Origin of the sequence: Pseudocalidococcus azoricus BACA0444 (assembly GCF_031729055.1) — a bacterium.
GTDB classification, from domain to species: Bacteria; Cyanobacteriota; Cyanobacteriia; order Thermosynechococcales; family Thermosynechococcaceae; genus Pseudocalidococcus; species Pseudocalidococcus azoricus.
Genome location: NZ_JAVMIP010000003.1, coordinates 25494 through 44321, shown reverse-complemented (window position 1 = coordinate 44321; position 18828 = coordinate 25494). Strand labels below are relative to the sequence as shown.

Here is an 18828-nt window from a genome sequence, read left to right as displayed (position 1 = left end):
TAGCGCATTAGAATAACTCTGGCTCATGGGGTTCTACGAGTTCGTCACGGTAGGATTCAAAAGCAGGAAAGTCAGGGCTTCCTTCGTAAGATAAGACAATATCTGACCATTGGGAAATAGAATTAGATTTTGATTGGGCTAATTGGCGTAAGGTTTACAAAATTAAGGCTTGAAGTGGAATCTTGGCCTGGGCTGCTTGACGTGTTAGGTCTTGTTCAATATCTGCTGGTAGGTCAATGATGATTTTCATTTGTTTCGTCCGTTATCCATAAAATCATCAAGATTATTCCAATATTGAATCTATTTAATATCAAGGCTTTTAGGATTTCATGGATGCACTAAAAAGACACTGCGCTAGGCAGCAACTTCAACATAGGCCGATAAAGTCGTGGGAGAAGGAATCTCTAATCCCTCTAGTTTTAATCCTTCCAGATGAAACTCCACAGCTTCTTGCATATTGTGTTCAACTTCCTCACGAGTTGCCCCAGTTGAAACACACCCTGGCAGATCAGGAGAATAGGCAGAATATCCTGTGACTGTTTTTTCAATTAGAATAAGATATTGCATTATCAATGCCTACGACTACTGAGCCTCAAACAAAATCAAGTCTTGTGGATGAACGATTTTAATACTTGATAGACCAGTAAAGTCGCTTGGATTGAAGGTCAAGAGATGTGTAATTTCATGTGAAAGCATGGCAGCAATGATACGAGCATCATGAGTGCGCTTACCCATTACTTTGTGAGTGGTGACTAGGTTCAACCAATTTGGGAAAATCTCTGGATTTTCATCTAAAACTGGAAAACGATCAAGAAGTTGATCAATCATATTTCTAGTCCGTTCTACAGTCCAGGCCAGGCCATTTGCTTGAATTGGTCTTGTGGCAACGACCCAAAACTCAATAATAACTTGCGGAATCAGTAAACATTCATCTGACTGCATGAGTATGTGAAAGACTGCTTCTGTTGCAAGCTGATGTTGGGTATCAGAAGGATTACAAAAGCGCATGACAACATTCGTATCAAGGAGATATTTTGTCATTATTCATAAATGCTATCGCGATTAAAGGCTGAGTCATTTAAGCTTGAGTTACTCTTAGGAAGTTGTGACACCCATCGCTGAAATTCTGTAGCCCTGTCTAAAGGTATCGCTGTTTGCCAAAATGGTTGCGATCGGGTAATTTGTTGTGGCTGTTGTTCAACTAAAGCAATAAAATCAGCAATTTGTTTAAGTTGCTCATCGTTGAGTTTATCTAATTCTTTTTTAAGTTCTTCTCGCAGCATAGGCTAACTCCAAGCTAAAATTGATTGCTTCATTATATAGAGAGAAATTTTATACAGCCAAAGTAGGAAAGCTTAGGGGGACAAGCGCTTTATGAAGAACACTGGGTCTTGCACTTAAGTAAATTTCGCGACAATTACTCTCGTTATAACCAACTACAACTGCGCCTAATGTTGTACCAATTTCGGGATACATGGCTTCAGTCATTTCTCCCTCGTCTAAAAAGTCGGGAATTTTGATTAACCCTTTAACTAAAGGTTCATCAATTGTTAGAAAAACTCCAAAAGGTGCATGAAACTCCACTGTGCCTTGAACAAACTGACCGAGCTTAGACTGAGATTTTATTTGTTCCCAATTTTTACTATCCATTCTGCTCACCGTGGCTTTAGGACTCGTGGAAATTTATTGAGTATAGAAAAAAGCTCTGAGGCACAACGACCTCAATCCGGCTACGATTTCCCTTTTCATCATAGCGATGCTCAAGGGGCTGGAAATATTTCTCATAACTTTCTTGATCAGTTGTCACTTTAAGAATTCCTTCTTTGTAACTCTGGTTAAACTCTTCAGCAATGCTTCTATCCAGAGGGCCAGCAAAGTAGCAGTTTCCGTCAAAGACTGACAGCCTTATCATTAATTAAAAACATCGATCTTACTTTGACTGCTAGGATTTAGATAAAGGGTTCAAAGGTAGGGGCCTTGGCATGGGTTTGGTCATTTCAAAATGAAGCTGAACTTAACCGACTCTGAACAAAAGCGATTAGCGGCTGCCAATATCCAAGCGGCATTTGAGTTTCGCGATCTTTTGAAGCAGCATGGGGGCAATATTCCTGGTGTTCCTGCCAGTGCGGTTGTTTTGCCGATGACTGAAGATGCCTGGATTAATGAGCAAAATCAAAAATTAGCAAAAAAAGCGGAATCTGAAGGAAAAACAGTCTATTGGTTGCAACTGACAACGCCCTTGAAAACTCCAGTTCTGTCTTAAGTACTAAATACTATCAATCTTGTGGTGGAATGTTGGCCTGGGATAGACTGCGCTGTGGAGAAATCGTTAAATTGGTTCAAACCCATTAAGGAATAAAAAGGCGACCAACCCCGATCCAAGTTTCGATTTCCAACATAATTTCGAGAAGACGGTCAGCACAACGATTTCGATAAACTCGATCAGCTAAGAAACGATCTGCATCTGCGATGGTAATAACAGGAAGGGAATCGACTGAATTCTCCTCTTGAATAACCTGTTCTAGGGAGTCTTGACCTTTCATACTTCGGTTAGCAGTCAGCAGAATCATCCGATTTGCCTGAGCAGTCCGCCAAACCATACGATCATTACTGTTGATTGATAAATTCATCTCCTTGAAGGTGACAAAGCGGATCGGAAGTAGTTCTAGCCACCCTTGACTGGCGATATTGCCTAATAAAATTTCTGCATGTCCCCCCAGGTTGTGATCGACCAAAAAGTTCATGCATCTAGATCATGTCTTGCTTTCTGTGCTTGCAGTTTTGCCCAAAGAGCTTCTTGATCAGGCCTGGGTGGTCTCTTGACAACGTGAGCAAGATGTTGATGACTGCGCTCTTCCCAATATTGCCGATTTTCCTCAGCTTGTTTAAGAACCTGTTGATACTCGGCTTCAACCTCAGGGCGATTGGCTTCAATGTAGGACAAAGCAGTACTAATCTCTGCCTCCGTGAGATCAAACAAGGAGCGAATAAATTTTGGGGGATACTGAGCCGTTACATAGTCCATAACATCGTAGAGGGTGATGCGAGTGCCAGAAATGGTTAATCCTCGCTCTGTGCGAATAATCTTGGGTTGATGGTTGGATACTGTAGTCATATCCATGACCTCTGAGATACCCTATGTGACAATATCATCGTAGCTCTATATTTGCGGCAATATGCCTTGACCACTAATCGCCACCTCAAGAATTCCTTCTTTGTAATTCTGGTTAAATTCCTCGGCAATACTTGTGTCATTGGGCCAGCAAAGTAGCAGTTACCGTTAATGCAAGAAGAATTGTTCTAAATTTTTAGCCTGGATATATAAATTTAGCAGATTATTTTCAATAAAATATATTTCTCTCTTTGACTAGTGTGGAATATCAGAAAGAATATTGTCCTCGGAGCGAGAGGTTTCTTCTAGATAATGAATATCAACTAATTTCCAATTTTTTACAGACTCATTTGTGATGACGTTAATTGATTCAGTTTCTTCAATGAAAGCAGAGTATTTTCTGTTGAGTGTCAATTCTACACCGTTCTCAATTACTGAAGAAGCTATCTTTCCATGAAAAATCTTGCCATCTCCAAGTCTTTCCATTTTAAAAGTAAAATTGTTTTTACTATCCTTTTCCCCAACTAGCTTTAGAGTTCCATCAACCTTAATAATTTCTGGTGTTTGACTTTCAATACGACTTAAAAAATCTATTAAGCCAAGGATTTCAGAAGAATTAAGGCGAGCCTCACCTCCAATATTAGGGTTGGTAGATCCTAATTTAATATCAAAACCAGAATTTGCCGAAGATACATTACTAAGAAATTTTTTATACGTTACTACTGTACGTCTTTCCAACTTAATAAGGAGTTCTCTCAAATCATCCATTTTTCCCTCATGGCTAACTCTTATTAATGTCAAGAATGAATTTAAAGCTCTTTGCTCTAGAGATCCATCCACTTCGTCAAATAAGTTTGTTTGAGTAGGGGCAGTTGGCCCTGCAAGTTTCACGATAAATGACCCTGGAGCAGTTCCAATTACAGAAAGTCTTGTTCTATCGGTTATTGTCTTTGAAATTACACCAGTAATACTCGATCTATATCCCTCTTCAGCTTGACCAATTGCATCTATCAAATTCTGCAAAGAAGACAATATATAGCCCAGCATTTTAGCAGGAAACTCATTTTTTTCTACACTTTCTAATTCAGGCAAAAGTCGCAAATCCATTAATTCTCGATTTGATTCTCTTGCGAAAATGGAATTATTTAGAAAGCTTTTTAGCAGATCACTTTCTTCTCGTGACTCTACAAGTCCAATTATTTTTACTGCTTCAAGCATTCTATTTGGATAGTCAGGTGATTCAGGATTTAGAGGGAGGAGAATTTTAAAAATATCACCTGCTTTTTCAATTCCCCAAATTGAAACTATTCCATCTTTTTTATTGAATTCTTCCCATCCCTGACCAAGCAAAAAATGAGTTACTGCATCTGGTTCAATGAATCTATATTTACTCAGATCATAAGTTTTCATTTACATCTCTCCATCTGCAATTTTCTGCATCAGAAGGGGAAAGGACTCAGGTGTAAGTAAATTCGTCTCAAAAAGCTGAATATTCTTCTTGCTATCCTTATGATTGTGATTTGATAGGGGATGATCTTGAAAACAAAACCAGTAACAATTATGTTTCACAATTATACTAAGCTCGTCAATATCTATCCAGTTCCTTGGGTCATCTGGTACGACTACAACAAAGAGTAGAATGGTATTATAAGGTCTCGACTTGGTCAGACTGTCATAGTACTTCTTTTTGATTCCATAAAAAATTCCGTTTTTATTCCTTATTAATTTCGTTTTTCTTACACACTTCACCTGTGCATAAAACTGACAGGGCGGCAGATTATATAATCTGAGTGGGTCTTTTACACATATATCTATTCCAATATTGTCTAATCCTTTGGGTTCCTGATTAAAGGTAAAGCCTGCTTGTGAAGCTAATGCATAAATATAGGCGTAGCTAAAGCTTTCCATTCTTGTTTCTACATTCATAAAGCAGACTATAGAAATATTTTATTGACACATAATAAAACTGCTAAATTATCAGAGCCAAGTCAAACAAGGAGATTAATTCCCTGTAACTTAAATATCTGATTACTCAAACGGATTAATGGTGTTTTGATACTACTCAAGGGGTGATTAATATTACCCCCCAAGCACAACAAACGTATTATTCTACCCCTTCGATTTTATCCTCCACCTCTTGATAGAGTTGCCGTAACAAGTCTAGGTTTTCTTCGCTGGTTTCCCAATAGCCCCGGCCATTGACTTCCAACAACGTGCTGACAATCTTGCGGAAGGAGTGGGGATTCAGATTCAGCATCCGTTGCCGCATTTCCTCATCGTGAATAAAAGTCGTGTTGACATCCTCATAAACCCAGTTATCCACTGCGCCCGCCGTTGCCGACCAGCCCATTGTATTTACCAAGCGTTTTGAGATTTCCCGCACCCCTTCATAACCGTGGGAGAGCATTCCTTCATACCACTTGGGATTGAGGAGTTTCGTCCGGCTGTCTAAGCGCACCGTTTCCGAAAGTGACCGGACTTGAGCATTAGCCGTGGTCGTATCCGCAATATAGGACAGGGGTTGCTTGCCATCCTTCCGCAGACTACTAACAACTTTGGTCGGATCCGAATCAAAATAGTGGCTCACATCGGTCAAGCTGATTTCCGCCGAATCCAGGTTTTGGAACGTGGCATCTACGGTTTTCAGGGCCGACTCGAAAATCTGCCGAGATTGCTCCATCGTCCCCGGAGAATCTGCCGAAAACGCGAACGACTTCCGGGATAAATACATATCCTGCAATTCCGACTCTTGCTCCCAACTGCTGTTTTCCACGGCCAAGTTGACATTAGCGGCATAGGAACCGGACGCATTGGTAAATACCCTGGTCGCGGCCTGGCGAATATTCACGCCTAATTCCTCGGCCTGTTTCAGGGCGTGCTTGCGGATAAAGTTCATCTCGGCGGGTTCATCGGCTTCAGCGGCCATTTTTACAGCTCGGTCGATTAAGTCCATTTGATTAATAAACAAATCCCGAAACACACCGGAACAGTTGACGACCACATCAATCCGGGGCCGGCCCAGTTCTTCCAGTGAAATTAACTCCAACTTGTTCATCCGCCCCAAGGAATCCGGCAACGGCCGCACCCCCACCATCCAGAGAACTTGAGCCAAGGATTCGCCATAGGTTTTGATGTTATCCGTTCCCCAGAGCACTAAGGCAATGGTTTCCGGCCATTGATTATTGTTTTCTGCTTTTTGCCGAGCCAGTAACCGATCCACAACCACTTTGGCCGATTGCACCGCGGCGGCTGTCGGGATGGCCTGGGGATCCAAGGCATGGATATTTTTCCCAGTGGGTAGCACATCCGGATTCCGAATCGGATCCCCACCAGGCCCCGGCAAGATATATTCCCCTTCTAAGGCTTGGAGCAAGGCCCCCAATTCGTTATCGGCGACAATCTGCTGCAAACAGAATTCCAGATATTCCATCAAGGGCTTGAGGTCAGCGGCATTGACTTGGGGATATCCGGCATTGCACAGGGCTTCAATCCAGGGTTCTTTCCGGCCCATGTTAAAGAAATTCAGTTTCGATACCTTCGAAATCCGACCATCGGCATCGGCCTGGGCCTGGACTAGGGCATCCACAGCGGCACGGGTAGCCTGGGTGATCGCTTGCAAGAGTTCGACATCGGCCAAAACCCCGGCATCACTGTTTTTGTAAATTTCCTCCATCTCCCGGCCAATGCTTTGGGCAATAATTCGGGGCAGGCTAAGAATCTCATCTTCCGGGCGATCCAAGCTGGCAATATTCACCAACGTGGCGGCGGCTTCTTCAGTGCTGGGGGGCTTCCCAATCACATGCAAACCACAGGGCAGTAAGCGGGCCTCAATTTCCATCAATTTGATGTAGATTTTGCCGACAATCCCATCCCGTTGTTCAGCCGACATATCCGCGGCATCTTGATCCGGCAGATTGACATCCTGATCCAAATTGACCAAGCGACATTTATCCATGATCGTGTTGACAATCTGAATCCCCCGCCCACTTTCTTTCAGGGTTTGATAGGAGGCAATTAACTCGCTCAGTTCCCGCAGGCCCTTATACAATCCCGCATTTTCCGCCGGGGGCGTGAGGTAACTAATCGTGTTGGCGTAACTGCGGCGTTTGGCAATGGTGGCTTCCGAGGGGTTATTAGCGGCGTAGTAGTAAAGGTTAGGAATGTTGCCAATCAGGTTATCGGGGTAACAGTCACCGGACATCCCCATTTGTTTGCCGGGCATAAATTCCAAGGAGCCGTGGGTACCAAAATGCAAGACTGCATCGGCTTTCCAGATTTTATTCAGATAGGTATAGTAAGCCGCAAAGCCGTGGTGGGGACTAGCTGAGCGAGAAAACAGCAACCGCATCGGGTCGCCTTCATAGCCAAAGGTGGGCTGCACCCCAATAAAGACGTTGCCGTATTCTTTCCCAAAGACGAGGAGATTTTGGCCATCGCTGTTGAGTTCTCCCGGTGCTTTGCCCCAGTTTTCTTCCAGGCGTTTAGCAAAGGGGGTGAGTTTTTCGTATTCGTTCACCGGCATCCGATAGGCGATGTTGAGTTCGGGGCTGCTATACCGGGCCTGGGCATCGTGGAGAATTTCCTGCATCAAGGTTTCGGCATTGGCCGGCATATTCTCGACATCGTAGCCGTTGTTTTTTAGTCCCTCCATGACTTTATAAATGGAGCCAAACACATCCAAATAGGCGGCCGTACCAATATTGCCTTTGTCGGGGGGGAAGCTAAAAATCGTGATCGCAACTTTTTTGTTCACCTTGGGTTTGCGGCGGAGGTTGGCCCAGTTCATCGCCCGTTGAGCAATGGTTTCCACCCGATCTTGCAGGGCAATGGCTTTTCCTGTCGCACCATCCCGGCCTGAGAGAATAATCGGTTCAATCGCCCCATCTAGCTCCGGTAAGGCAATTTGCAGTGCCACTTGGATCGGATGCAGGCCGAGATCACTGTCTTCCCATTCTTCCGTAGTTTGAAAGACAAGGGGCAACGACACCATGTAGGGACGATTCAGTTTCTTCAGCGCGGCAATCGCCTTGGGATGATCCTGTTTGGCCGGGCCACCGACTAGAGCAAATCCAGTCAGGTTGAGGACACAATCGACAATTGCTTTTTCCGGCTGGAGCGGATCATAGAAAAACAAATCCATTGGCTTCGAGAAATCCAGGCCCCCTGAAAATACTGGAATCACCCGCGCTCCAGAGGATTCAAGTTCTTGAACAACCGCCACATAATGGGCATCATCCCCGGTAACTAGGTGAGTCCGTTGGAGAATCAGTCCGACCGTCGGAACCAGTGGATCCTTGAGATCATCGGAAATATCCCGGCGGCTGTTGAACCAGTTGCAATATTCTTTTAAGTCCTCGAACATCTGCGGGGCGAGGGGATGCCAAATGCCGGTGTCGGGATAGGTAACCGGGTCTTGATAGGTTTGCTCGGCAATGTTCAGTTCGCCTTTGAAGACATAGCGATCCCCGAGCATCAACAAAAAGTTTTCCAGGTTTTCCGGGGAGCCACCCAGCCAATATTGGAAACTGAGCATGAAGTTGCGGGCATCCTGGGCTTTGTCAATCGGGAGATATTTGAGGACTTTTGGTAAAGTTTGTAGCAGCTTCAGCATTCCATCTTGGAAACTAGAACCGGCCTTTTCTTTCCGCTTTTTCATGAACTGGCCAATCATGCTCTTGGACTGACCGAGTTGGGACATGGAAAAACTGCCCATTTTGTTCAGGCGCATTACCTGGGGCATGGACGGAAAAACCACGGCCACATCTAAGCGTTCTTTGTAGGGTTCCACAGCCGCCACGACTTTATCGGCCAGGTCTTCAATAAAAATCAAGGAAGCAATAAAGACATTGGCCCGAGCCACATCTTCACAAAAGGCCTGGTAGTTTTCGGGATTCCGCAGTTCTTCCAGAAGATAGCCACTGATTTCAATCGCCAGGCCGGGGTTTTTCGCATTAATTGCTTTTACGGCTCCAGACAAAGCACTTTGGTATTGGGCCTCTAACACCACATAGACCACTCGCATCAGCGACCGCCCGTTTAAGGATTCTGGGGCCAAATGGCGAATTGTGGACTTGACGTGGGTGAACATGCGTTCTAACTCCTTGAGTAACTAAAAATTCACAAATGTGAAGAATTGTTAAGGGCGTGAACAAACAAGCCTTCTATCACCTTGTAGCAAAGAATTGCCGCAAAATCAGCGATAGAGCCGGATTCCGTCACAATTTGAAAAGAAGTAGTCAGATAATATTAATCAATATTTACTATTCTCTAGGTAAACCAGATAAACGTAATGAAGTTTTGTGAACCTTTATCCTATCCTGGGTTTTTGTTGGGGACTTATGGGCTGGCGCGCCGCGGCCGCGGAAGTGAATGGTGCTCCATCATGTTGTCCAGATCACATCCAAGCAGCTGAAGGAAATTTTTAATTCCTTAAACTTTGGTTTGGTGCTAGCTAAAAGTTGCCTTCAGGATCACAGGCTCAGACACGGCAATCTCCATCACTCCTGGGGTAACTATTGGAATCAGTTGAAAATTAGTCATGGGGAGCGAGATCGGGCGAGGGAACTTTATGGAACCACTACCCTGTCTGGTAGGAAGCAAAATTATTAACCTCAACCTGGCCTGGAAATTAAAACCAATATGTTTCTGCTATCCCAAGCTCGAAGCTGCCGCGGCCAACCAACCCCTTAAAAGGACTCAGCGGAAACGTCAACGGTTTGTTCTGCGGCGGGGGCGGCGGTCTGTTGCTTCCGAGAACGAATCCGTTCCACTAGCATTTGCGTCACTTCACTGGCCAATAACATGATTACGGCAACATCATCTACTTGGCCAACAATGGGGATTAAATCGGGGGAAATATCCAGGGGACTAAACAGGTACAGTAAACTAGCGCCAATCACTAACCAGCGATACTTGGGATGGCGTAAGGTGTTGCGATACCAGTTGTAAAAGGCGGCCATGAATCAACCCTCATCATTACCTAAGATTGTGCCATGAAAAAATCTATGCTACAGGTGTGGAAATCCACCCGCGAGATTTTTGCTAATCTAACCTGGGAATGGGAACGTCTGCATTTAGGGAACAAACTGTGAATATTGCTGAGGCATTTAACCGTGGTGGCCTGGCCATGTGGCCCCTGTTAGTCCTATCAATTTTGGCCTTGGGAACAATTTTTGAACGCCTTTGGTTTTGGAGCCTTGTTTTTCGGGGGGAGCGTAAACTAGCGGAACAAATTCTGATCGCTGCCCAACAAAACTGGCAAGCGGCTCTAACTATTGCGATCCAGGCCAGTGAACAACCCATGGGCAGATTTTTAGCGACACCGTTACAACTGGTGAATACGGAACCGGAAATTTTTCGTTTAGCTCTGGAAGCAGCAGCAGATGAAGAACTCTCGGCCATGCGGCGGGGGGAAAAAGTTTTAGAGGCCACAATTACGATGGCTCCCCTCCTGGGTCTGTTGGGAACCGTCTTGGGTCTGATTAATGCTCTGGGGCAAGTTCGTTTGGGGGATTTGGGCACACCGGCTACTACTGGGGTGAGCATTGGGATTAGTGAGGCCTTGATCAGTACGGCAACGGGCTTAGTGGTCGCAATTGTCACCTTGGCCTTTCAGCGATTTTTCCAGGCCCTGCTGTTTCAACAAGCCCAAATTTTTCGCCGCACGGGTAATGAGTTGGAATTGACCTATCGCCAGGCCTGGTTACAACAACAAGCCGGTATCAGCCCAGTCGAGTCCGCTTATCCTTAGGAAACTGCACCCATGAAAGTCCATCTGCCCAATGAAGGGGACAATGCTCGGATTGAGATGCTGCCCTTGATCGACGTGGTGTTTTGCATTTTGACCTTTTTTATCCTGGCCGCAGTCGCCCTCACCCGCCAACAGGCCATCAGCTTAGACCTCCCCAAAGCCAGTACCAGTCAGGCCCAGTCCCAAAAATTGCTCGTGGTTAGTATTGATCCGACGGGGCAAACCTATGTGGAGCAGGATCCAGTTAATCGGGATCAGTTGTATGAGCGGCTGTTGACCTATTTACGGACAAATCCGCAGGGCCTGGTTGTTTTAAGAGCCTCACAGTTAGTTAGCTATAACGAAGTCATTCAAGTTTTGGACTTACTCCGGTCTGTGGGGGGGAATCGGGTCGCCTTGGCCACTCAACCCACTGACCAACCCACGCTCAATAACTCCAGTTCAGAACTTTTTAACATTCCTCCCCTAAATACGTCCCCCACAAATCCAATTACTCCCAATGCCATCCCCACACCCTTGCCTAGCCCAAGTTTGCCCACTTTACCCTTAGAACCGAACCAGTAGGATTGTGGTCTCTCTAACCTTTGCTCTAAATTGCTCGCTGGCTGATCACGGCATAAAAGGGATCGCCTAAAGAAAGCCAAGGCAGAAATTTTCCCAGGCCCCCATTGGCGATCACCTCTGGTGGGATAAATCCTGGTATGGCCTGAACGTAGGACTTCACTAATTCCACATGATCCTGGTCATCTCCATCTCGCCAGGCCTGGATTGCTTTTTGATAAAACATTCGGTTGGAAAAACTAACAATAATGATCCCACCTGGCCGCAAAACTCGATAAATTTCCGCGAAAATGGCTTCTGGGTATTGGAGATATTGAACCGAAACCGTATTCAACACCGCATCAAAGCTGGCATCGGGCAACGGTAAGGCTAATTCTTGATTGAGATTCTGGACAAAATGCTGATCCAAGCGGGGATTTTTAGCCAGTTCCGCCCCATTCAACCCATGGCCGACCACTTCCATAAAGCGCATTTCCGGCGGTAAATGGGAGACCCAACTGCTCATTAAATCCAAAATCCGCATCTCTGGGCGTAGTCGTTGCCGATAGAGGTTAGTCAGTTGGGCAATAAATCCAGCATCCACATGGGTGACAAAGCGGGGAACATCATAGAACAGGCGATCATCACTACTAGGGTCTAATTTTTGCCGTTGGGGGGCCTGGAGCACAGAAGCCATTGGAAATCTGCAAAAAAGATTAACTTCACCCCTCACAGTAACGCAATTAACTCGACAAGCTGAACGTTTTCAGGCCTGAGCTGGCACACCTAAGGGAAACCGTTGGGGCTTACGAAATTCCCAGGGGATAAACATCTCACCATCTAGCCAGGGACTGGGCAGCGGCTCTTTTAAGGGCAATAGTTGGACGACAAAATCAATAAACCCCGGACTCTCTTCACAGGCTTGGTTAAACTCGTCTCGTTCTGCTGCTGTAGCCCCATACTCTGCCCCTAACCAATCTGGCATGGCTTCACCGGGGCGCGTGCGTAAAAAATAGTCGAGGGGATTTTCGGGTTCGATGCCTGCTGTGGGTTTAAATAAATCTGGATCAGCGATCTGCCCCCAACCCGTGGATAGGTCTCCGGGGGGATAGGCATAGACCGTGACCGCATATTCGCCGGGGGTTACGTTTACATACAGTTGCAGCCCATCCTCAGGGTCAATATCAGCCAAAGCAGGAACCTCTTGATTGCGATCTACAATTCCCGACACCACCATCTGCCCCGTGGGTAAATTCAGTTGCCCGGCCACGCGTGCCGTCCAATCCTCCTGTTCCCGCTGATTCAGTTCCCGGAGAATCACCCGAGTCCGAAACCCATCATCTTGGTATAACTCCATGGGCATAATTGCTCGTTGATTAAGAATCAGGTCTTGAATCGCCGCCGCATCCGTTTTGATCACATTATCTTCGAGGCTAAACCAGGCCTGGCAAAAGGACTCATAAACATCTAAGGAGCCGAGCCAAATCATGCAGCCCGCTTCCCAGAAACTAAATTCAACCCTATCCCCAGGTTGCAACATCAATGCCTCCAGTTAATTCAGAATCAGCAAAGACAAAAGCCCTCCAAATTCCACTCAACCCAATCAGAATATCTTTCATAGTTGCTAGGCTGGCCTGGATGCTTAAGATTGTACCTGTGTCAATTACCTTTCATAATAGGGCTGGAGCATCGCGGAGATTACAGTAGGGACGGGCATAACTCAGAGGGGATTCAAGGGCATGGGCCTGGAGAAAATTAACATCACCTAGGGCCTGGGCCGTGCCGCCATCAAAGACAATTTTTCCTTGGCTTAAAACAATTGTGCGGGGGCAAAGCTCTAGGGCCAGGTCTAAATCATGGGTAACAATCACTTGGGTCAAGGGGAGGCGATGCAACAGTTCAATCAGTTGGCGGCGGGAGCGGGGATCCAGTTGGGCGGTGGGTTCATCCAGGCCAAGGACTTGGGGCTGCATCGCTAACACGCCGGCAATGGCAATTCGTTTTTTTTCACCACCCGATAAGTTTTGGGGATTCCGTGGCCCGTAGGTGTCTGGATCAATCCCCACTGCGTACAAAGATTGATACACCCGTTGCCCCAAGGCTGTTCCTGTTAAGCCGAGATTTTTCGGACCAAAGGCGACATCATCCCCCACCGTGGGCATGAATAACTGATCATCGGGATTCTGAAACACCAGGCCAACAAAGTTGCGAATCGCCCGTAAATTTTGGTGAGTCACGAGCATCTCGCCCACCCGAACTTCCCCGGCCTGGGGCAAAAAAATCCCATTCAGATGCAGCAGGAGGGTGGATTTTCCCGATCCATTGGCCCCGACAATCGCCACCCGTTCTGTTGCGGCAATGGAGATCGAAATATGGTGCAGGGCCTGGGTGCCATCGGGATAGACATAGCTGAGATTTTTTATCCAGATGGGGTTGTGGTGCATGGTCAGTCAGCCAAATATTTCTGTGGAGAATGCAGCTTCCATTTTGGAACAAGCTCAGAAATAATGCTAAGGGGCCAAATTTCCCAGATTGACCAAACTTCAGGAGATTTTTAGCTTTTGCAGTGTCCAGGCGCGCAGTAGTAAATTGACCCATAACCCAGGTCAGGAAACATTTTGAGGTAATTTCTCTGCTTTAGGGATGATCTACTCTTTGGTTTCACCCCATCAACCTTGATTAGACTAAGCATGGACATACCGGGCAATTAAAATCAAGGAAAGTACAACGGGGATGGAGTGGCAAGAACATAAGGGGGCCTGGATTTTAACTCCCAGCCGGGCCTTGGGGGTGATTCACTTTGTTGGTGGGGCCTTTGTGGCGGCGGCTCCCCAGGTAACCTATCGGCGGTTATTGGAATTTTTAGCCAAGCATAACTATGTTGTCATTGCCACCCCGTTTCTGAGTACCTTGGATCACACCACCTTGGCAGCCCAGGCCCTGCGGCAATTTAACACCGGCCTAAATTATCTCGAGCAACGTCACCGTCTGAAGCGATTTTTACCGATCTATGGCCTGGGGCACAGTATGGGCTGCAAACTCCATCTGCTCATCACCAGTCTCTATGGGGCCGAGCGGGCCGGAAATATTTTTTTAGCCTTTAATAACTACAGTGCCAGTCAATCCATCCCCTTTATGGAGTCCGTCCTGAAATCAGAAAACCTGCGGGGGTTGCGGGAGAGTTTCAGCACCACAGAATTTAGTCCCAGTCCGCGGGAAACGGAACGGATGATCCATGAAGGCTACCGGATCCGCCGCAACCTCTTAATCCGCTTCCAAAACGATGATATTGACCAAACCCCCCGCCTGATTCACATCCTGGAGCAACGCCCCGACTTTTTGATCACCAGCAAACGGTTAGCCGGAAATCACCTTACACCCCTGGGCCAAGATTGGAGTTGGCAACCCGGCCAGGACTTTTCCCCCCTCGATGCAGTTGGGCAATGGCTACGGCAAACCCTCTTTACGGAGTTGCAACAGCTAGAACAGGAAATTCTTCACTGGCTTGAACCCGTCCAACAGTATCGTTAAAACTGACTCCATCCGGTACAGTAGGAATCAACTGCTTCAGACAATTCGGCCAAAACCCCAAGCCTACATCTCACCTCAGTTATAGACTTTGCTCTAGGTCAATTATGGATACCAAAGCCTTTAAGCGTTCACTGCATCAATCTACTCAATACCACCGCAAAGGATTTGGCCATGAAGCCGATGTTAACGAGCGTCTCCAGGGAGAATATCAAAGCAGCCTGATTCAAAACATTCGCAATAATGGCTATGTCTGGCAAGAGGGGGAGGTGACAATTCGGTTAGCGGAGGCCTTTGGCTTTTGTTGGGGCGTGGAGCGGGCTGTGGCCTTAGCCTATGAAACTCGTCAGCATTTTCCCACTCAGCGCATTTGGATTACCAATGAGATTATCCATAACCCCTCGGTGAATCAACGCTTGCGAGATATGGCGGTCGAATTTATCCCCGTTGTCCCCGAAGGGAAAGATTTTTCCGAGGTCGGGCCTGGGGATGTGGTGATTTTGCCCGCCTTTGGGGCCAGTGTCCAAGAAATGCAACTCTTGAATGAACGGGGCTGCACGATTGTTGATACGACTTGCCCTTGGGTATCGAAAGTCTGGAACAGTGTCGAAAAACATAAAAAAGGCAGCTACACCTCCATCATTCATGGCAAGTACAATCACGAGGAAACCATTGCTACTAGTTCCTTTGCCGGGACTTATCTGATTTTGTTGAACATGGCTGAGGCGGAATATGTCTGTGATTACATCCTCAATGGCGGCGACCGAGTTGAATTTTTAGAGAAATTCCAGAATGCTTATTCGCTCGGATTTGACCCAGATCGGGATTTAGTCCGGTTGGGGATTGCCAATCAAACCACGATGCTGAAAGGGGAAACGGAGCAAATGGGTAAATTGTTTGAACATACCCTGATCCGCAAATATGGCCCTGACCAAATCAATCATCATTTCCTCAGTTTCAATACCATCTGTGATGCCACCCAAGAACGCCAAGACGCGATGTTCAAGCTGGTGGAGGAGCCTTTAGATTTGATTGTGGTCATTGGTGGCTATAACTCCTCTAATACAACCCACCTCCAAGAAATTGCCGTGGAATGGAATATTCCCTCTTATCACATTGATGCGGCTGAACGGATCGGGCCGGGGAATCGGGTTGAACATAAGCCCCTGAAACAGGATTTGGAAGTGACCGAAAACTGGCTGCCCCCAGGCCCCCTGACAATTGGGATTACTTCTGGGGCTTCAACTCCCGATAAAGTCGTGGCGGATGTTTTGGAGCGGATTTTTGCCTTAAAGGCCCAGTCTCCAGTAGCCCTATCGATCCCGTCTTAAATCCAGGCCAGATCAACCCCAAACTGATCAACAAAGCCTGATCCCCGTATCAAAGTTAACCAACGGTCTGACCCGCCCAGTGCTACCCTAAACCCAACCTGAGAAAAAAATCTGAGGTTATTGCTGTTTGCGAGTTATTTAACAATCATGGGTTTTGGACTGAAGCCGCTATTTGCTGTCCTGTTGTTTGGGGTGGGCCTGGGGTTAAACTTAAATCCCGTCAATGGTTTAGGAATTATGACTCAGTTGTTGGCGAAAACCCGTGGCCTGGCAACCGGAGAATTTGGCCAGCCGTTGCGGATCAAACAAGGGGAAACCATTAGCCTGAACTCTGGGCAATTAGGAATCACCTTTGTGGCTGTGGTTCAGGATAGTCGCTGTCCTAGGGGGGCGCAATGTGTTTGGGCCGGGCAAGCGGTGATCAATCTGGCCCTCCAAAACCCAACCCAGCCACTGACTCCCATAACGCTGACCCTAAATAACGAACCCCAAGCTGTCCCTGAATTGCCAGGATACAAGATTAAGTTCAGTGCTTTAACGCCCTATCCCTCCCATCCTCCCAGTTCTGAGCCGAGAATTCCAGAGATCACCTTGTCCCTATTTCCTAACTGACTTGGCTTGTGATGTGGGGGATAATTACCCTCTGATCCTTTGAATGGCCTTGATCAGAATCTCTAGGGTTTGTTCAATCTCTGCTTCGGTTGTGGATCGCCCCAGGCCAAAGCGGAGAGTCGCCCGACATTCAGCTAAAGTCCGGCCCAAGGCCACTAGGACATGGGAAGGCTCAGGTTTAGCGGAACTACAGGCAGACCCAGAGGAGAGGGCTATTTTCCCTTGAATCGCGGTTTGTAATTGGGCACCATCCAGGCCCCAAAAACTGACATTTAAGCATCCGGGTAAGGTCTCAGTCCGATGGCCATTGCGAATGACATCACCCATTTTTTCCAGGCCTTGCCAGAGTTTTTCCCGCAATCCGGCTAATCGAACAGATTCAGTGTCTAGGGATTGATGGGCTAAGGTCACGGCCTGGGCAAATCCGACAATTTGGGGTGTAGGCAAGGTTCCAGAGCGTAAATTTTGTTCTTGGCCGCCGCCGTGGAGTTGGGGAATGAGCTTTAGGGGTGGGGTTTGGGGTTTGCGATAGAGTCCACCAATGCCCTTTGGTCCATAGAGTTTGTGCGCCGTTAAAGACATAAAATCCACCCCCAAGGCCTGGACATCGAGGGGAATTTTCCCTAAGGCCTGGGCGGCATCCGTATGGCAAAGAATCCCCCGTGACTGACAGAGCGCACTAATTTTTTCGATGGGCTGAAGTACACCGATTTCATTATTGGCCGCCATCACCGAGACGAGAATCGTATCCTCCCGCAAGGCCGGGGTAAGTTGATCAAGATCCACTAAGCCATCGGCCTGGACGGGTAAATAGGTGATCTCAAACCCATGCTGCTCTAAATAGCGACAAGGAGCTAAAACCGCCGCGTGTTCGGTTTGGACGGTGACAAGATGGCGGCCCTTGGCAAAGTAGGCTTCGGCAATCCCCTTGATGACTAAGTTATTGGCTTCCGTGGCCCCACTGGTAAAAATAATGGACTCGGGTGAGGCATTGATGGCGCTGGCGATAGTTTCCCGAGCTTTTTTAACCGCGGCGGCGGCTTCCCAACCATAAAGGTGTCCTTGACTGGAGGGATTTCCGGCCTTTTCGATAAAGTAGGGCCACATGGCCGTCAAAACGTCGGGGTCTAAAGGGGTTGTGGCCTGGTGATCTAAATAAATCGGTTTGGTGACTGGCATAGCTGGGGCCGGTGTGAGATTTTGCGGCACTTACCCTTGGAACTTGATTAAGCCAATGGTGGTGTCGGGATGGAGAAATAAGCAATTAATCTCCTTGAAGCCGTGGGACTGACCTAAGCCAATGATCGCGGCGGCGGAATCCGGTAAATCACTGGTGGTAATATGCTCTGACATGGCGACAAATTCTTCAGGATTGAGTTTCCATTGATTGCGGTGGGCCTGGCCGATGTATCGCTGGTAATAGTCAGCTAAACTTTCCCCTTCCTCCCGCAAGACATCAATCATCAAAAAGATGCCCCCAGGCCGCAAGACACGCCTTAACTGCCCCAGAAACTGATCCTTGTCTCCATAGGTGAGGTGATGCAGGGAAAAAGACATCAAAATTAAGTCAAATTGATGGGAGCAGGCCTGCACATAGTCCACAAAATTAGCCGTAATAAATTCAGCCCGACCCGGCAACTGGGCAAAATTCTCCGCGGCAATCCCGAGGGCCACCGTTGAGAGATCCACCCCGATATAGTGACTAAAGGAAATCCCTGCCAAGGCCTGGGCTGTATAGGAGGCATCGCCACACCCTAAGTCGAGAATCTCCAGGCCTGGGGGGGCATTCAGGAGTTCTTGGTGAACCAGGTGGTATAGTTCCCGGTGGTGCATGTGGTTATGCTGGAGAATTTTTTGATAGGTGCGCCAAGTATCGCTGAAGAACGCCCCCACTTCCACAGGTGTTTTGCCCAGGCCCGTTACTTTCATCATTCTTCCGTGCGCCAAACTCTACC

21 protein-coding genes and 1 pseudogene are annotated in these 18828 nt (G+C 47.1%); 6 read left to right on the top strand and 16 right to left on the bottom strand.

What is annotated here, in order from left to right:
- Nucleotides 1-7: 7 nt before the first annotated feature.
- The 5 genes and pseudogenes from RIF25_RS17135 to RIF25_RS04855 form a co-directional block, all read right to left on the bottom strand.
- A pseudogene (locus RIF25_RS17135) lies at nt 8-250 on the bottom strand (hypothetical protein).
- Between the two features lie 104 nt (nt 251-354).
- Entirely contained in the window at nt 355-567 is a 213-nt protein-coding gene (locus RIF25_RS04870) for a type II toxin-antitoxin system HicB family antitoxin (protein ID WP_322877426.1), read from the bottom strand.
- 15 nt (nt 568-582) lie between these two features.
- Entirely contained in the window at nt 583-1041 is a 459-nt protein-coding gene (locus tag RIF25_RS04865) for a type II toxin-antitoxin system VapC family toxin (RefSeq protein ID WP_322877425.1), read from the bottom strand.
- Nucleotides 1041-1283, bottom strand: a complete 243-nt coding sequence (locus RIF25_RS04860; protein ID WP_322877424.1) for a hypothetical protein — start codon at nt 1281-1283, stop codon at nt 1041-1043. Before RIF25_RS04860 ends, RIF25_RS04865 begins: the two co-directional genes overlap by 1 nt.
- A 49-nt stretch (nt 1284-1332) precedes the next feature.
- On the bottom strand, nt 1333-1650 hold the full coding sequence (locus RIF25_RS04855; RefSeq protein ID WP_322877423.1) for a S1 domain-containing protein: 318 nt from the start codon (nt 1648-1650) through the stop codon (nt 1333-1335).
- Nucleotides 1651-2002: 352 nt separating this feature from the next.
- On the opposite strand from RIF25_RS04855, the gene RIF25_RS04850 reads away from it, so the two are divergent.
- Nucleotides 2003-2263, top strand: a complete 261-nt coding sequence (locus tag RIF25_RS04850; protein ID WP_322877422.1) for a hypothetical protein — start codon at nt 2003-2005, stop codon at nt 2261-2263.
- 85 nt (nt 2264-2348) lie between these two features.
- Here RIF25_RS04850 and RIF25_RS04845 read toward each other — a convergent pair whose 3' ends face one another.
- The 6 genes from RIF25_RS04845 to RIF25_RS04820 form a co-directional block, all read right to left on the bottom strand.
- Nucleotides 2349-2744 (bottom strand): ACP S-malonyltransferase, encoded by a 396-nt coding sequence (locus RIF25_RS04845; protein WP_322877421.1) that lies wholly within the window; start codon nt 2742-2744, stop codon nt 2349-2351.
- On the bottom strand, nt 2741-3115 hold the full coding sequence (locus RIF25_RS04840) for a DUF433 domain-containing protein (RefSeq protein ID WP_322877420.1): 375 nt from the start codon (nt 3113-3115) through the stop codon (nt 2741-2743). Before RIF25_RS04840 ends, RIF25_RS04845 begins: the two co-directional genes overlap by 4 nt.
- 252 nt (nt 3116-3367) lie before the next feature.
- Nucleotides 3368-4522 carry a hypothetical protein gene (locus RIF25_RS04835; RefSeq protein WP_322877419.1) on the bottom strand — a complete coding sequence of 385 codons (1155 nt, stop codon included), beginning with the start codon at nt 4520-4522 and terminating at the stop codon, nt 3368-3370.
- Complete coding sequence (locus RIF25_RS04830) at nt 4523-5020, bottom strand: DUF4365 domain-containing protein (RefSeq protein ID WP_322877418.1); 498 nt, start codon at nt 5018-5020, stop codon at nt 4523-4525.
- 196 nt (nt 5021-5216) lie between these two features.
- On the bottom strand, nt 5217-9200 hold the full coding sequence (locus tag RIF25_RS04825) for a magnesium chelatase subunit H (protein WP_322877417.1): 3984 nt from the start codon (nt 9198-9200) through the stop codon (nt 5217-5219).
- Between the two features lie 598 nt (nt 9201-9798).
- Complete coding sequence (locus RIF25_RS04820) at nt 9799-10071, bottom strand: YkvA family protein (RefSeq protein ID WP_322877416.1); 273 nt, start codon at nt 10069-10071, stop codon at nt 9799-9801.
- 128 nt (nt 10072-10199) lie between these two features.
- Between RIF25_RS04820 and RIF25_RS04815 the strand changes: the two genes are divergently transcribed.
- Entirely contained in the window at nt 10200-10862 is a 663-nt protein-coding gene (locus RIF25_RS04815) for a MotA/TolQ/ExbB proton channel family protein (RefSeq protein ID WP_322877415.1), read from the top strand.
- A 12-nt stretch (nt 10863-10874) separates the two neighbouring features.
- The gene (locus tag RIF25_RS04810; RefSeq protein ID WP_322877414.1) at nt 10875-11426 is read left to right on the top strand and encodes an ExbD/TolR family protein; all 552 of its coding nucleotides are present in this window, start codon (nt 10875-10877) and stop codon (nt 11424-11426) included.
- Nucleotides 11427-11451: 25 nt separating this feature from the next.
- Here RIF25_RS04810 and RIF25_RS04805 read toward each other — a convergent pair whose 3' ends face one another.
- The 3 genes from RIF25_RS04805 to RIF25_RS04795 all read right to left on the bottom strand — a co-directional run bounded on the left by RIF25_RS04805 (nt 11452) and on the right by RIF25_RS04795 (nt 13846).
- On the bottom strand, nt 11452-12099 hold the full coding sequence (locus RIF25_RS04805; protein WP_322877413.1) for a class I SAM-dependent methyltransferase: 648 nt from the start codon (nt 12097-12099) through the stop codon (nt 11452-11454).
- Nucleotides 12100-12168: 69 nt separating this feature from the next.
- On the bottom strand, nt 12169-12942 hold the full coding sequence (locus tag RIF25_RS04800; RefSeq protein WP_322877412.1) for a hypothetical protein: 774 nt from the start codon (nt 12940-12942) through the stop codon (nt 12169-12171).
- A 130-nt stretch (nt 12943-13072) separates the two neighbouring features.
- Nucleotides 13073-13846, bottom strand: a complete 774-nt coding sequence (locus RIF25_RS04795) for an energy-coupling factor ABC transporter ATP-binding protein (protein WP_322877411.1) — start codon at nt 13844-13846, stop codon at nt 13073-13075.
- A gap of 289 nt (nt 13847-14135) precedes the next feature.
- Between RIF25_RS04795 and RIF25_RS04790 the strand changes: the two genes are divergently transcribed.
- The 3 genes from RIF25_RS04790 to RIF25_RS04780 all read left to right on the top strand — a co-directional run bounded on the left by RIF25_RS04790 (nt 14136) and on the right by RIF25_RS04780 (nt 16873).
- A complete protein-coding gene (locus tag RIF25_RS04790) occupies nt 14136-14933 on the top strand; it encodes a DUF1350 family protein (RefSeq protein ID WP_322877410.1) in 798 nt (265 codons plus the stop codon).
- Between the two features lie 104 nt (nt 14934-15037).
- Nucleotides 15038-16261, top strand: a complete 1224-nt coding sequence (locus RIF25_RS04785) for a 4-hydroxy-3-methylbut-2-enyl diphosphate reductase (protein WP_322877409.1) — start codon at nt 15038-15040, stop codon at nt 16259-16261.
- Nucleotides 16262-16408: 147 nt separating this feature from the next.
- Nucleotides 16409-16873, top strand: coding sequence for a hypothetical protein (locus RIF25_RS04780; RefSeq protein WP_322877408.1), 465 nt, complete (start codon nt 16409-16411; stop codon nt 16871-16873).
- A 24-nt stretch (nt 16874-16897) separates the two neighbouring features.
- Here RIF25_RS04780 and RIF25_RS04775 read toward each other — a convergent pair whose 3' ends face one another.
- Together RIF25_RS04775 and RIF25_RS04770 are read right to left on the bottom strand one after the other, a co-directional pair.
- Entirely contained in the window at nt 16898-18052 is a 1155-nt protein-coding gene (locus RIF25_RS04775) for a cysteine desulfurase family protein (protein ID WP_322877407.1), read from the bottom strand.
- 30 nt (nt 18053-18082) lie between these two features.
- Nucleotides 18083-18805, bottom strand: coding sequence for a class I SAM-dependent methyltransferase (locus RIF25_RS04770; RefSeq protein WP_322877406.1), 723 nt, complete (start codon nt 18803-18805; stop codon nt 18083-18085).
- Nucleotides 18806-18828: the final 23 nt, after the last annotated feature.

Bases quoted from the DNA above. Each gene is read 5' to 3' on its own strand.
- RIF25_RS04800 (WP_322877412.1), bottom strand. From the start codon at position 12,942: ATGTTGCAACCTGGGGATAGGGTTGAATTTAGTTTCTGGGAAGCGGGC.
- RIF25_RS04810 (WP_322877414.1), top strand. From the start codon at position 10,875: ATGAAAGTCCATCTGCCCAATGAAGGGGACAATGCTCGGATTGAGATG.
- RIF25_RS04830 (WP_322877418.1), bottom strand. From the start codon at position 5,020: ATGGAAAGCTTTAGCTACGCCTATATTTATGCATTAGCTTCACAAGCA.
- RIF25_RS04775 (WP_322877407.1), bottom strand. From the start codon at position 18,052: ATGCCAGTCACCAAACCGATTTATTTAGATCACCAGGCCACAACCCCT.
- RIF25_RS04860 (WP_322877424.1), bottom strand. From the start codon at position 1,283: ATGCTGCGAGAAGAACTTAAAAAAGAATTAGATAAACTCAACGATGAG.
- RIF25_RS04805 (WP_322877413.1), bottom strand. From the start codon at position 12,099: ATGGCTTCTGTGCTCCAGGCCCCCCAACGGCAAAAATTAGACCCTAGT.
- RIF25_RS04870 (WP_322877426.1), bottom strand. From the start codon at position 567: ATGCAATATCTTATTCTAATTGAAAAAACAGTCACAGGATATTCTGCC.
- RIF25_RS04835 (WP_322877419.1), bottom strand. From the start codon at position 4,522: ATGAAAACTTATGATCTGAGTAAATATAGATTCATTGAACCAGATGCA.
- RIF25_RS04845 (WP_322877421.1), bottom strand. From the start codon at position 2,744: ATGAACTTTTTGGTCGATCACAACCTGGGGGGACATGCAGAAATTTTA.
- RIF25_RS04855 (WP_322877423.1), bottom strand. From the start codon at position 1,650: ATGGATAGTAAAAATTGGGAACAAATAAAATCTCAGTCTAAGCTCGGT.
- RIF25_RS04865 (WP_322877425.1), bottom strand. From the start codon at position 1,041: ATGACAAAATATCTCCTTGATACGAATGTTGTCATGCGCTTTTGTAAT.
- RIF25_RS04795 (WP_322877411.1), bottom strand. From the start codon at position 13,846: ATGCACCACAACCCCATCTGGATAAAAAATCTCAGCTATGTCTATCCC.
- RIF25_RS04770 (WP_322877406.1), bottom strand. From the start codon at position 18,805: ATGATGAAAGTAACGGGCCTGGGCAAAACACCTGTGGAAGTGGGGGCG.
- RIF25_RS04785 (WP_322877409.1), top strand. From the start codon at position 15,038: ATGGATACCAAAGCCTTTAAGCGTTCACTGCATCAATCTACTCAATAC.
- RIF25_RS04840 (WP_322877420.1), bottom strand. From the start codon at position 3,115: ATGACTACAGTATCCAACCATCAACCCAAGATTATTCGCACAGAGCGA.
- RIF25_RS04790 (WP_322877410.1), top strand. From the start codon at position 14,136: ATGGAGTGGCAAGAACATAAGGGGGCCTGGATTTTAACTCCCAGCCGG.
- RIF25_RS04850 (WP_322877422.1), top strand. From the start codon at position 2,003: ATGAAGCTGAACTTAACCGACTCTGAACAAAAGCGATTAGCGGCTGCC.
- RIF25_RS04820 (WP_322877416.1), bottom strand. From the start codon at position 10,071: ATGGCCGCCTTTTACAACTGGTATCGCAACACCTTACGCCATCCCAAG.
- RIF25_RS04825 (WP_322877417.1), bottom strand. From the start codon at position 9,200: ATGTTCACCCACGTCAAGTCCACAATTCGCCATTTGGCCCCAGAATCC.
- RIF25_RS04780 (WP_322877408.1), top strand. From the start codon at position 16,409: ATGGGTTTTGGACTGAAGCCGCTATTTGCTGTCCTGTTGTTTGGGGTG.